The sequence below is a fragment of the Pseudomonas rossensis genome (assembly GCF_039888995.1).
In the GTDB taxonomy this organism is placed as follows: Bacteria; Pseudomonadota; Gammaproteobacteria; order Pseudomonadales; family Pseudomonadaceae; genus Aquipseudomonas; species Aquipseudomonas rossensis.
Genome location: NZ_JBBWCB010000001.1, coordinates 160,562 through 173,093, shown reverse-complemented (window position 1 = coordinate 173,093; position 12,532 = coordinate 160,562). Strand labels below are relative to the sequence as shown.

General features: G+C 59.5%; 11 protein-coding genes and 1 pseudogene. 2 read left to right on the top strand and 10 right to left on the bottom strand.

The window, feature by feature from the left end; all coding sequences use genetic code 11:
- The 3 genes from WLY71_RS00795 to WLY71_RS00785 form a co-directional block, all read right to left on the bottom strand.
- On the bottom strand, positions 1-276 hold a 276-nt coding region (locus WLY71_RS00795; protein ID WP_347802117.1), incomplete at its 3' end, for an NAD(P)-binding protein.
- A gap of 153 nt (positions 277-429) precedes the next feature.
- Positions 430-975 (bottom strand): twin-arginine translocation pathway signal protein, encoded by a 546-nt coding sequence (locus WLY71_RS00790; RefSeq protein WP_347802116.1) that lies wholly within the window; start codon positions 973-975, stop codon positions 430-432.
- A gap of 28 nt (positions 976-1,003) precedes the next feature.
- The gene (locus tag WLY71_RS00785) at positions 1,004-2,434 is read right to left on the bottom strand and encodes a coniferyl aldehyde dehydrogenase (RefSeq protein ID WP_149628325.1); all 1,431 of its coding nucleotides are present in this window, start codon (positions 2,432-2,434) and stop codon (positions 1,004-1,006) included.
- 146 nt (positions 2,435-2,580) lie between these two features.
- Here WLY71_RS00785 and WLY71_RS00780 point away from each other — a divergent pair, with 146 nt between their 5' ends.
- Both WLY71_RS00780 and WLY71_RS00775 read left to right on the top strand, forming a co-directional pair.
- Complete coding sequence (locus WLY71_RS00780) at positions 2,581-3,252, top strand: TetR/AcrR family transcriptional regulator (RefSeq protein ID WP_347802115.1); 672 nt, start codon at positions 2,581-2,583, stop codon at positions 3,250-3,252.
- Positions 3,253-3,297: 45 nt separating this feature from the next.
- Entirely contained in the window at positions 3,298-4,152 is an 855-nt protein-coding gene (locus WLY71_RS00775; RefSeq protein ID WP_347802114.1) for a sulfurtransferase, read from the top strand.
- An 83-nt stretch (positions 4,153-4,235) separates the two neighbouring features.
- Here the strand turns inward: WLY71_RS00775 and WLY71_RS31195 are convergent.
- The 7 genes and pseudogenes from WLY71_RS31195 to WLY71_RS00735 all read right to left on the bottom strand — a co-directional run bounded on the left by WLY71_RS31195 (position 4,236) and on the right by WLY71_RS00735 (position 12,347).
- Positions 4,236-4,885: pseudogene (locus WLY71_RS31195) on the bottom strand (AraC family transcriptional regulator).
- A 4-nt stretch (positions 4,886-4,889) separates the two neighbouring features.
- On the bottom strand, positions 4,890-5,888 hold the full coding sequence (locus WLY71_RS00760; protein ID WP_347802113.1) for a hydrolase: 999 nt from the start codon (positions 5,886-5,888) through the stop codon (positions 4,890-4,892).
- 74 nt (positions 5,889-5,962) lie between these two features.
- Positions 5,963-7,441: a M16 family metallopeptidase gene (locus tag WLY71_RS00755; protein WP_347802112.1), complete on the bottom strand. Its 1,479-nt coding sequence runs from the start codon at positions 7,439-7,441 to the stop codon at positions 5,963-5,965.
- Positions 7,434-8,777 (bottom strand): M16 family metallopeptidase, encoded by a 1,344-nt coding sequence (locus WLY71_RS00750; protein WP_347802111.1) that lies wholly within the window; start codon positions 8,775-8,777, stop codon positions 7,434-7,436. The genes WLY71_RS00755 and WLY71_RS00750 overlap by 8 nt, the downstream gene beginning before the upstream one ends.
- A 123-nt stretch (positions 8,778-8,900) precedes the next feature.
- Positions 8,901-9,509 (bottom strand): 16S rRNA (guanine(966)-N(2))-methyltransferase RsmD, encoded by a 609-nt coding sequence (gene rsmD, locus WLY71_RS00745; RefSeq protein WP_347802110.1) that lies wholly within the window; start codon positions 9,507-9,509, stop codon positions 8,901-8,903.
- Positions 9,509-10,999: a M16 family metallopeptidase gene (locus tag WLY71_RS00740; protein WP_347802109.1), complete on the bottom strand. Its 1,491-nt coding sequence runs from the start codon at positions 10,997-10,999 to the stop codon at positions 9,509-9,511. Before WLY71_RS00740 ends, rsmD begins: the two co-directional genes overlap by 1 nt.
- Complete coding sequence (locus WLY71_RS00735; RefSeq protein WP_347802108.1) at positions 10,992-12,347, bottom strand: M16 family metallopeptidase; 1,356 nt, start codon at positions 12,345-12,347, stop codon at positions 10,992-10,994. Before WLY71_RS00735 ends, WLY71_RS00740 begins: the two co-directional genes overlap by 8 nt.
- Between the last annotated feature and the right edge of the window lie 185 nt (positions 12,348-12,532).

The window sequence follows — 12,532 nt, the reverse complement described above, 5'->3', positions numbered from 1 at the left end:
GTCCTTGCTCATGCGACCAATACCTTCCTGATAGAGGCTGGTGTAAGCCTGGTCTTCGAGCATCTTGAAGTCGCTGCTGGTCTTGAGCGGGCCTTCCTCGATCAGCAATACCTTGTAGCCCGCTGCGCTGAGGATTTCGGCGGTGGTGCCACCGCCAGCACCACTGCCGATAATCGCCACGTCCGCTTCGAGGGTCAGGTCCTGGGTCAGTTGTGAACCGTTATAGGTTTTCCAGCCACGGGCCAGGCCTTCGCGGAACGGATCGGGTACGGGCATCTTCAGTTCTCTTTTTATTTTGGATTCGGTGGTGAGGCGGCTGACGTCTTCGCGGGCAAGCCACGCTCCCACAGAATTGGAGGGGGCCACCCTTTTGTGAACGACTCAAACCCTGTGGGAGCGTGGCTTGCCCGCGATAGGGTCACCACGGTTTCAGACGGTAGGCGGCCCGGGATACCCGCAATGCACCCAGGATTCCGAGCGGCTATACCACGCCATCATCACCAGTTGCAGCAGCGAGCTGTGGCCCATGCGCAGCAGACTTAACGAACTGTTTTCCCAGCGATCGAGAAAGTGCCGGATCTCGTCGGCACTGGCGTTTTCCCAACTGCCCCAGATCCCGGTCAGTGGGCCGCGGGTGATGCGCATTCCCAGCACATCGAATAACTGTCGGGTCAGCTTGAGCATTTCCGGCGACAGATGATTCAGACCGTTATCCAGGCAGTGCAGGGTTTCACCGACGGCCGTCGGTATTTTCTCGGTGGCCACAGCGCCATCGAGCATCACCGGAATCAATGCCCGCAAAAACAGTAAGTCACCGCTGCGCAGAATCGCGAAACCGCTGGCTGGCAGGCTCGATGAGCAGCCGCTGAGGCTCGCGCCCAAACCGGCGGTGGCGAGAAAAGCGCTGGCACCCAGGCTGAATTTAAGCAATCCGCGCCGTGACAACGTGGGTGTATCGGACAGACTTGGGCTCATTATTGTTATTACCCGAAGGGGATGATCGTTAGCGGATAAACAGCTTCTGGATCAGCTTCTGAATGGATTTTCCGTACGGCGGGTAGATCAATTTCGCCGCATTGAACCGCTGTTTGATCAGCACACCTTTGGCTTTGCTGAAGGTCAGGAAACCTTCGTGGCCGTGGTAATGGCCCATGCCCGAGGCGCCGATACCGCCAAATGGCATGTCGTCCTGAGCGACGTGCAGCAGGGTGTCGTTCAGGCACACGCCGCCGGAATGGGTTTCGTGAAGTACGCGGTGTTGCTCACGCTTGTCGTAGCCGAAGTAATACAGGGCCAGCGGACGGGGTCGTTCATTGATATAGGCAAAGGCCTGATCCAGATCTTTGTAGGGAACGATCGGCAACAGCGGACCGAAGATTTCGTCCTGCATCACCATCATGTCGTTGCTGACGTTGAGCAGCAGGCTGTGACTCATGCGGCGCCCCTGGCCCTTGTCGAACAATGGAATCAGCAGCGCGCCCTTGCTGGTGGCGTCGCTGATGTAGCCGTTGAGGCGCGCCAATTGCCGGTCATTGATGATCGCGGTGTAGTCCGGGTTGTCGGTCAAGGTCGGATAAAACCCGCGAACCGCCTGACGATAGGCTTCGACGAAAGCTCCTACGCGATCTTCCGGCACCAGCACATAGTCCGGGGCCACACAGGTCTGTCCGGCGTTGAGCGTCTTGCCGAAGGCGATGCGTTCGGCAGCATCCTTGAGCGGCACGTCGCGGGACACAATGGCCGGGGATTTGCCGCCGAGCTCGAGGGTCACCGGGGTCAGGTTTTCGGCCGCCGCACGCATCACGTGTTTGCCGATGCTGGTGGCGCCGGTGAACAGCAGGTGATCGAAACGCAATCTGGAGAACGCTACACCGATATCGGCTTCGCCCAGTACCACGCAGACCAGGTCTTGCGGGAAGATCCGGCCCAGCAGTTCCTTGAGCAACAAACCGGTGGCGGGGGTCGATTCGCTGAGCTTGAGCATCACCCGATTACCCGCCGACAACGCGCCTACCAATGGCCCGATGGCCAGATACAGCGGGTAGTTCCACGGCACGATCACCCCGACCACACCCAACGGTTGATAGATGACTTTGGCCGCCGCGGGTTGAAAGGCAACCCCGACCTTGCGCTTCGACGCCTTCATCCAGCCTTTGAGGTGCTGACTGGCATAGTGAATGCCGTGCAGACTGGGCATCAGTTCGGCGAGCAGGGTTTCATCGGCGCTGCGGTGGCTGAAATCCTGGCTAATGGCATCGATCAATGCCTGACGCTCATTGCTCAACAGATCGCGCAGAGCTTTTAGCCATTGCTGGCGCTGGGCGGCGGGCGGCATCGGGTTGGCGGCATACGCTGCGCGTTGGGCGTCGAACAGGGTCTGGAGCTCCTCCAGGGGCTGCTGCAAGTTCTGCAGGTAGGCGATGTCAGCAGTCATGGTCGGCTCCGGATTTATTGTAATGAGGGACTTTTTAGAGTCTATGCTCTATAAAGTCAAATGACATCCTGGCGCAGCTTTGTTTTATCCACCCGCGGATAGGTCGTAAGATGCCCGTCAACGCACTTTGAATTAAAGCCCAAGCCATGGCCCCTCGGATCAAAACCAGCGAGCGCATCGTGCAGAACAGCCTGGAGCTGTTCAATCAGCAGGGTGAGCGCAGCATCAGTACCAACCATATTGCTGCCCATATGGAAATTTCCCCGGGCAACCTGTACTACCACTTCCCCAACAAGCAGGCGATCATCGCCGTGCTGTTCAGTGAGTACGAAAGCCTTGTGGACAGCTTCCTGCGCCCGCCCCAGGGTCGTGCCGCCACGGTCGAAGACAAGCGCTTCTACCTTCAGGAGCTGCTGGCCGCCATGTGGCGCTACCGGTTTTTGCACCGCGATCTGGAGCACCTGCTCGACAGTGACCCGGAGTTGGCCGCCCGTTATCGGCGCTTTTCCCAACGCTGTCTGATCCATGGCACGCACATCTACGCGGGCTTCGTCGAGGCGGGCATCCTGCAAATGGACAAGGTTCAGATCGAATCCCTGACGCTCAATGCCTGGATCATCCTGACGTCCTGGGTGCGTTTTCTGTGCACTACGCGTGAAAATTCCAATCACCTGAGCGAACAGGCCATTAAACGTGGTGTGTATCAGGTGCTGGTGCTTGAGGCCGGTTTTGTCACGGATCAGTCTCGCGGCGCGGTGAATGCGCTGTTCGAGGAGTTTTACGTGCCGCTGGCCCAAGCGCTGGAAGAAGTGGGATAGGAAGTGCAGTAGGATCAACCATCGCCAAAATCGCAGGAGCCCGTTATGCCCATTGCGCAACTGATCAGCCCGCAAGCGTTGGACCTGAAAAAGGAGCAGCCGGGGCTGGTGATTCTGGATTGTCGTTTTGCCCTCGAAGACCCGGATTACGGTCAGCGCAGCTATGCCGAAGGGCATATTGCCGGGTCGAGCTTTTCCGATCTTGAGCGTGATTTGAGCGGGACAGTGGTCAAGGGTGTGACCGGGCGCCATCCGTTGCCTGAACCTGCAGACTTGATCGAACGTCTGCAAGCCTGGGGCGTCAACGCCGACAGCGATGTGATTTTGTACGACGACGGTCCGGGTGCCTACGCGGCGCGGGCCTGGTGGTTGCTGGCCTGGCTGGGCAAACGTGACGGCGTGTTCATTCTGGATGGCGGGCTCAAGGCCTGGCACGCGGCCGGTTTGCCCCTGAGTCTTGATGCGCCGCAGATTGAACGGGGCACCTTCACGGGGTCGCCGGACAACGCGCTGATCTTGAGCGCCGAACAGCTCCAGCAACGTCTCGGCCAGCCCGAGTTGACCTTGCTCGATGCCCGCGGATTGCCGCGTTTCAAGGGCGAAGTAGAGCCGATCGACCCGATTGCCGGGCACATCCCCGGCGCGCAATGTGCGGCGTTCACCGACAACCTGGGCAGCGACGGGCGTTTTCTGCCGGCCGATCAGCTCAAGCAGCGTTTTGCCGCGAAGCTCGGTGATCGTTCGCCGACCGATCTGGTGGCGTACTGCGGTTCTGGCGTGACGGCCTGTCACAACCTGTTTGCGTTGTGTCTGGCCGGGTATCCGTTGGGATCGTTGTATGCCGGTTCATGGAGCGAGTGGATCAACGATCCTGCACACGGCATCGCCATCGGCGAATGAAGATCAAAAGATCGCAGCCTGCGGCAGCTCCTACAGTGGAATGTGTACACCAAGGAGCTGCCGCAGGCTGCGATCTTTTGATTCTAAAGCCGGGCGCTGCGATATGCGCCCGGCCCGACACCGTAAACCTGCTTGAATTGCCGACTCAGATGACTCTGGTCAGCGAACCGCAACTGCGTCGCCACTTCCAACGGTAAGCAACCATTCTGTAACAGCGCTCGCGCCCGAGCGATGCGCTGCTGCATCAGCCAGGTGTGTGGCGGCATGCCAGTGGCGCGGCGGAACACCCGGGCGAAGTGGAAGGGTGAAAGATTGACCCGCGGCCAGTTCTTCCAGCGAGCAGTTGGCAGAAACCCTTCACCAGATCCGGATCGCGATACAGCGTCGCGCCGAACGCCGGCAAGTTGTTGGTCGGCAGTTTCAGCTCCGCCAACAGCGACAGAATCTGACCGCTGTCCGGATAGAACGCCCGATACAACCAACCATCCTCCGTGCCTTTATGGCCGGTGTGCAGTTCGTCTGGATTGATCAGCACCAGCGTGCCGCTGCCCGCCAGGTGTTCGGCACCGCGATAACGATAGCGCTGAGCGCCAGCCATGATCATGCCGATCACGTAACCGTCATGCACATGAGGCGCGAAACGGTGTTCGATGTAGCGCGCAGACAATAACTCGACGCCGGCCAACGGCGCTGTTTGCCAGAATCGGATCGACTCGCCCTGATCGACGTCCATGGCCTTACTGGCGACCCACGGCGGTCAGCCATTGCGGGATGCGGCGTTCGAGGTAGTAGCCCGGTTGCCTAAACGAACCCTCGACGAAGCCGACATGCCCCCCCTTGGTCTGTAACTCGAATTGAGTGCAGGCGGACAATTCGTCGGCTTGCGGCAGGCTATGAGGAAATACAAACGGGTCATCGGCCGCTTGAATGATCAGGGTCGGCGTACGAATCTCGCCAAGGAAATAGCGACTCGAAGCGCGGCGATAGTAATCCTCGGCATCGGCAAAACCGTTCAGCGGCGCGGTGACCCGGCCATCGAAATCCCAGAACGTGCGCATGTTCTCCAATGAGCCAAGCGCGGCCAGCGCCGCCAGTCCATCCTCGTGTCCGTCATGCTGAAACTGGCGCTGCTTGTTCTTGATGTAGGCCACCATCTCCCGCATGAAATGCGCCTGATAGACCTTCGAGAAACCCTGGCCGATACGGTCGGCGCATTGATCGAGACGAAACGGCACCGACACCGCCACCGCACCGGCCACGCCACTTTTGCTGCCGGATTCGCCCAAGTGCTTGAGCAACACATTGCCACCCAGGGAATAGCCGACCGCATACAACGGCGCGAGCGGTCGTTGGGCTTTCAGGTGTTTGATGGTTTCGGCCAGGTCTTCACTGGCACCGGAATGGTAGCTGCGCGGCAACAGATTTGGCTCGCCCGAACAGCCGCGCCAGTTCAGTGCGACGCTGGCCCAGCCTTGATCTCCCAGGACTTTTTGCAGGCCAGCCACATAGGGCGAGTTTGACGAACCAGTCAGCCCGTGCAACACCAGCACCAACGGCGCGTCGGCTGTATGAGGGCCGTGCCAGTCGAGATCAAGGAAGTCGCCATCGTCGAGCCAAAGCCGTTCGCGCGTGCGGTCGATATGCGTGGTTTTACGCCACAGCGGCCCCCACAAGGTTTGCAAGTGCGGGTTGCCAAGGCCGATGGCCGGGGTGAAGCGTTCGCTGGGCTGGAGCACGATGTTTCTCTAAAAGGTCAAACAGTCGGCGCCAGGGCCGAAAGTCGTGGCCAGGGCGCCTGTGTCCAAAGAAACTAACTTGCCACAATCCCCGTCTCGGCGCGACACATGCTCTGCGGCACCTCGTGGGTCGGGAGGGGCAGAGGTCGTTGTTCTACGGTCGGGCCTACGGTCACCACCGACCATTGGTCCGCGTCAAAGTGCTTGTTCAAGGCTGCTTTGACTTGCGCGACGGTCAATTTCTGAGCTTGTTCGATTGAAAAATCCAGATCGAGCGGCAAGTCGTATTGGTTGATGTTGACCAGTAGATCGAGAATCTGTGAATTGCTGGCACTGTTCAACGCGCTGCTGCTGCGCAGTTGGCGCAGGGTGTCGTCGAGTTCCTGTTGTGTCGGACCCGTTTGCAAGTAGTCGCGATACATTGACTGCACCAGCTTCACCGCACCTTCACTGAACTGTGGGTTGGTATTCAGGCTGATGACGGCAGTACCGCCTTCCTGCCAGAGGGTGTTCTTCAGTTCCACGGCATAGGTCAAGCCGCGTTTTTCTCTCAGCTCCGTCATCAGTCGCGAAGAGATATTCTGCCCACCGAAAATCAGGTGGGCCACTCTCAGCGCCATGTAATCGGGGTGCTGCGGTGTCACACCGGGCTGCCCCAGCATGATCTGCGTCTGACTCAGGGGGCGCTCGATATGTCGTGACGTCGCCACACCCTGTCGGCGCGGGACCGGAATCACGGGAGACATTTTGGAACCTGCTGGCAGCGCGTTGAAAACCTGCACGCTCATCGCCTGGGCCTGTTCCAGTGTCAGGTCGCCGACCAGCGTAATCAGCACATTCCCCGCGCTATAGGCTTGCCGATGGAACGCCTGGACCTGTTCCCGAGAGAGCACAGCCAGGCTTTCTTCTGTGCCATAGACTGGTTGGGCATAAGGGTGTCCAGCCATTAGCAGGTCATTCATGGCTTGGGTGAGTTGTGATTCGGGATCCTGCTGCTGAGTCTTGAGGATATTGGTCAATTCTTTTTTGACGTTGACCAGTGCTTTGTCGGTCAGCAGGGGTTGGCCAAGTATCTGGGTAAACAGCAACAGCGCCGGGTCGCGCTTATCGATGGCAGTCAGGCTGCGCAAGGACAATGAGGCCCGATCCTGCTCGATTATCATTTTGGTTTTTGCGCCAAGGCCATCAAAGGTTTCGGTAATCGCTGATAGATCCTTGCCCGCTACGTCTTCGTTAAGCATGCTGAACGTCGTTGCCGCCAGACCGGAATGCTCACCATCTCGTGTGCTGCCGGCAGGGAAACTGACATGCAGGTCGAACATCGGCAGTTCTGGAGTGCGAATAAACAGCACCTTGCCACCGGCCGGCGATTTCCAACCGTGGATTTTCAGGGTGCGCGAGGCTGCTGCCTGCGCGTCCAGCTCTGCCAGAGATTGCAGGCGTGGAGACTGAACCACAGCAGGAAGCTGTGGTTCGGTGTCGGCCAAGGCCAGACAGCCTTGCAGGCCTCCGATCACTAACAGCCACAGTGTCACGCAGGTGACCTTATTCATTATTTTTCTCCACGAGGACATGGGCGGTGCTCAGGCGTTGTCGGGTCAGGTACGTCCGCGCGACGTGCTGAATGTCTGCGGGGGTTACCTGATTCAGTTCATTGACATCCTCTTCCATCAGTCGCCAGGAAAGGTCGATGCTCTCTAGTGCACCGAGGTGATCCGCCTGATTTTCAATGTTGTCGCGGTTGTAGATCTGCTCGGCGATCAGCAGGGTGCGGGCGCGCTCCAGTTCGACGCTGTCGGGCGGTGCGGACTTTAGTTCGTCGAGCAGTTCCCAGATGCGAGCCTGTGCTTGATCAAGGCTTTCGTTGCGTTGACTGTGGAGCTGGGCGGTGAGGGTAAGAACACTGTCACCTCGATAAAGCGCGTTGTATTTGGACGAGGTGCTGGAAAACAACCTGTCGGTAAATTGCAGGCTTTTACGCAGGCGTGCGCTGCTCGAGCCGGCCAGCAAGGTGTTGAGCAGCCTTAATGCATGTACCGTTCGACGATTTTCGACGGTGGCAAGGCTCGGGACATTGAACGACATGATCAATCGAGGCGCCGGGATCGCCTGGTGCAGAATGATTTTCCGCTCCCCGGGCTCGGCCAACTCCATCGATGTCCTTGCCGCGACAAACGGTCTCGCCGCAAGTACGCCGAAGTAGCGCTCGACCAGGGGCTTCACCTTTTCCAGCGTGACGTCACCGACAATGACGAGCGTGCCATTACCGGGGGCGTAGTGGGTCTGGTACCAGTGACGCACGTCATCAGCGTTCAAGCGTTGCAAGTCGTGCATCCAGCCGATGATTGGCGCGCCATAGCTGCTGGCGGGAAAGGCGATGCTGGTGAGGCGGTGTTGCGCGATTGCGTCGGGATCATCGTCGACCCGTAGTCGCCTTTCTTCCTGAATGACGGCCAGTTCCGGAATGAAATCCTCGGCTCGCAAATGAGCCGTCGAGATCATGTCGGCCATCAACTCGAAGGCGACACCCAACTGGTGAGGCTGCATGGTCTGGTAGTAGGTGGTGACGTCCTTGTCGGTAAAGGCGTTATGTGAAGCGCCCAGCTTGTCCAGAATGGCGGAAGCTTCACCTGTACAGGTCTTGCTGCTGCCTTTGTAGAGCATGTGCTCCAGCGCGTGGGACAAGCCGGATTTCCCCGGCGGTTCATCGCTGGAGCCGACCTTGAGCCAGAGTTGTGAGGTCACCACTGGGGCGCGATGGTCCTCGCGCACCACAATTTTCAGGCCGTTGCTTAACGTGAATTCGTGGGTCGGTTGTGCGGGTTCGGCCAGTGCCGTGAAGGGCAGTAACCAGGAAAAGAGCAGCATCCTGCTGCGGGAGATGTTCATCCGTGTTCATCCTCAGTGGTTTACGGAAATTGCGTAAACCACTGTGGAGACTTGGACGAGGCCGTTGGCGGTAACTATTTACCGCACTTGATGCCTTGTATCACGCTACGTCGCGATGACAGTTCAGTTTGCCAGCGGGCTGCGCTGCCACAACGCGTAATATACTCGCCCGGATTTCTGCTCCCGGTGCAGGCGCCAGTTACCCGGCAAGCCAAGCGCCGACGGTGCGTTTTCGCTTTCGGTGTAGACCCAGGCGTCATCGGCCAGCCATTGGCGCTCTTCGAGCAAGGCGCAAACGCCCGGCAACAGGTTCTGGTTGAACGGCGGATCGAGGAACACCAGGTCGTACGCAGTCGCTGTCTGGGTTTCCAGGTAGCGCAGGGCGTCGGCAGTTTGCACCTGGCCGGTGGTGCAGCGCAGTGTGCCCAGATGTTCCTTGATGCTGGCGACCGCGATGTTACTGGCGTCCAGCGCCTGACCCATGGCTGCGCCACGGGACAAGGCTTCGAGGAACAACGCGCCGCTGCCGGCGAACGGGTCCAGAACCTTGGCGCCAGCGACATAAGGCGCGAGCCAGTTGAACAGGGTTTCACGCACCCGGTCCGGGGTAGGGCGCAGGCCCGGGGCATCCGGGAAGCTCAGCTTCCGGCTGCCCCATTCACCGCCGATGATGCGCAGTTGGTTCACACCGTTGTGCACGTTGTGAACGGGTTTTTTAGGACGAGTGGCCATTAATGCTCCGGAACCCCGAGCGGTTGCTCGGCAGGTTTATCAGTTGGGGCCGGTAACGGCTTTTGCGGCACGGTCGGGCCAGCGCTGATGATGACCATTTTGTCCGTGCTCAAGTGTTTGTTCAGTGCGGTTTTGACCTGCTCGACCGTCAGGCTCTGGGACTCGCGCATAAAGTCATCCAGATAGCTCAGCGGCAGGTTGTAAAAACCCATGGCGCCGAGTTGGCCGACGATATCGGCGTTGCTGGCGGTGGACAGCGGGAAGCTGCCGGCCAGTTCACGCTTGGCGTCGTCGAGTTCTTTCTGGGTCGGGCCGGTTTTAAGGTAGTCGGCGAGCACGTCCTGCACCAGTTTCAGCGTGCCTTCGCTCATCTCCGCGCGGGTTTGCAAGTTGATCATGAACGGACCGCGAGCCTGCATCGGGGAAAAGCCCGAATACACGCCGTAAGCCAGGCCGCGTTTCTCGCGCACTTCGCTCATCAATCGGGTGCCGAAGCCACCGCCGCCAAGAATCTGGTTGCCCAAGGACAGTGCCGCGTAGTCCGGGTCGTCACGGTCGATGCCCAATTGCGCGAGCATCAGGTTGGTCTGCTTGGACGGAAACTCGATGTGACCGATGCTGGCTTTCGGTTCCTCCGGTTGCGGGATTTTCGCCAGCTCCGGGCCTTTTGGCAGCGCGCTGGAGACTTGTGCGGCGATCGCTTCGGCCTCGGAGCGAGACAGGTCGCCCACCAGCGCAATCACCATGTTGCCAGCCGCATAGGCCTTCTCATGGAACGCGCGCATCTGTGCCACGGTAATCGCCGGAACGGTTTTCGCCGTGCCGTCGCTGGAGTGTGCGTACGGATGATCGCCGTACAGACGGTTCATCAGCTCCAGGCTCGCCAGTTTGCCGGGGTTCTGCTTTTGGTACTCGAAACCGGCGAGCATCTGGTTCTTGATGCGCGCAAAGGAATCGGCAGGGAAGGTCGGTTTGCCGATGACTTCAGAGAACAACTTCAGGGCCGGTTCGCGTTTGTCCGCGGCACTGAGGCTGCGCAGGGAAGCCAGTGCCATGTCTTTAAATGCGCCGTTGCCAAAGTCTGCGCCCAGGCCTTCGAAGCCCTGAGCGATGGCACCGACATCTTTGCCGGCCACACCTTCGTTGAGCATTGCGTTGGTCAGCACGGAGAGGCCAGGTGCGTCGCCGTCCTGGCTGCTGCCGGCGGCGAAGATCAGTCGCATGTCGAACATCGGCAGCTCCCGGGCTTCAACGAACAGCACCTTGGCGCCCTCGGCGGTTTTCCAGGTCTGCACGTCCAGGGTGCGGTGACTTGGCGCTTTGCCGTCGAGTTCGGCCAGTGATTGCAGTTTCTGGCTGGCCTTGGCCTTGTCGAGGGCTTCGCTGGCCTTGGATTCGTCGGTCTTTGAAAAGTAGAACGCGGCAGACCCGATCAAGGCGACAGCGATCAAGCCGATCAGGGCCAAACGTGGTTTTTTACGCTCACTCATGAGTCGTCTCCAGTGGCAGTACATGGGCGACGCTGAGACGTTCGCGGGTGAAATACAGCTTGGCGGCTTTCTGGATGTCTTGCGGGGTCACGCTTTCCAGCTCGGCGAGTTCGGTGTCCATCAGCTTCCAGGACAGGCCGACGGTTTCCAGTTGGCCAATAGCGGTGGCCTGGCTGGTGATCGAGTCACGCTCGTAAACCAGGCCAGCGATGACCTGCGCGCGGACGCGTTCCAGTTCTTCAGCGGACGGCGCGGTGGTTTTCAGCTGTTCGAGCAGCTTCCACAGGCCAGCTTCAGCCTGAGCCATGGTTTTGTTTTTCTGGGTGTTGGGCGTTGCGGACAAGGTGAACAGGCTGTCGCCACGGGTATAGGCGTCGTAACTCGACGAACCGCCGGACACCAGTTCTTCGCCGCGCTCCAATTGCGTCGGGATACGGCCGCTGTAGCCGCCGTCGAGCAAGGCGGAGATCAGGCGCAAGGCATTGACCGAGCGTTTGTCTTCGGCGGTGGCGATGCTAGGCACGTTGAAGGCCAGCATCAGGCTCGGCAGTTGAGTCTGCACATGCAGGGTGATTTGGCGCTCGCCGGGTTCGGCCAGTTCCAGCGGGATTTTCGCCGGTGGCACGTCGCGCTTGGCGATCGGGCCGAAATAGCGTTGGGCCAGGGTTTTGACCTCGTCCGGGGTCACGTCGCCCACCACCACCAACGTGGCGTTGTTTGGCACGTACCAGGATTGGTACCAGTGGCGCAGCTCTTCGACTTTCATGCGGTCCAGGTCAGCCATCCAGCCGATGGTCGGCGTGTGGTAACCGCTGGCCGGGTAGGCCATGGCCTTGAAGCGTTCGTAAGCCTTGGACATCGGTTTGTCGTCGGTGCGCAGGCGACGTTCTTCTTTAATCACTTCGATCTCGCGGGCGAACTCGTCGGCCGGCAGGCGCAGGCTGGCCATGCGGTCGGCTTCCAGCTCGAAGGCCACACCGAGGCGGTCGCGGGCAAGCACCTGGTAATACGCCGTGAAGTCATCGCTGGTGAACGCGTTCTCTTCGGCGCCGAGGTCGCGCAGGATCAGCGAAGCTTCGCCGGGGCCGACTTTCTCGCTGCCCTTGAACATCATGTGTTCCAGTGCGTGGGACAAACCGGTCTGACCCGGGGTCTCGTAGCTGGAGCCGACCTTGTACCAGACTTGGGAAACCACCACCGGCGCACGATGGTCTTCGCGCACGACGACCTTCAGGCCGTTATCGAGGGTGAATTCGTGGGTGGGTTGTGGATCGGCAGCCAGGGCCGAGAGGGGCAGACAAACTGTGCTGAACAGCAGGCCTGCAGCGCGGCGGGCTAGAGCATTCATTCGTTTTTAAACCTTTGGGGCTGCCCGCTTGTTCTTAGCGTCAGCGGGCGAGAGGGTGCTAGGATACTGATCCGTTTTACTGGCGGCCACGCCTATCAGGCCTTTGATCGGCCAGAAGGTTGCATGGGTTACCTGCGGAAGCTTTGAGTTTGTCAGCTAAACTCTGCGTTTTCGCCGACGATGCC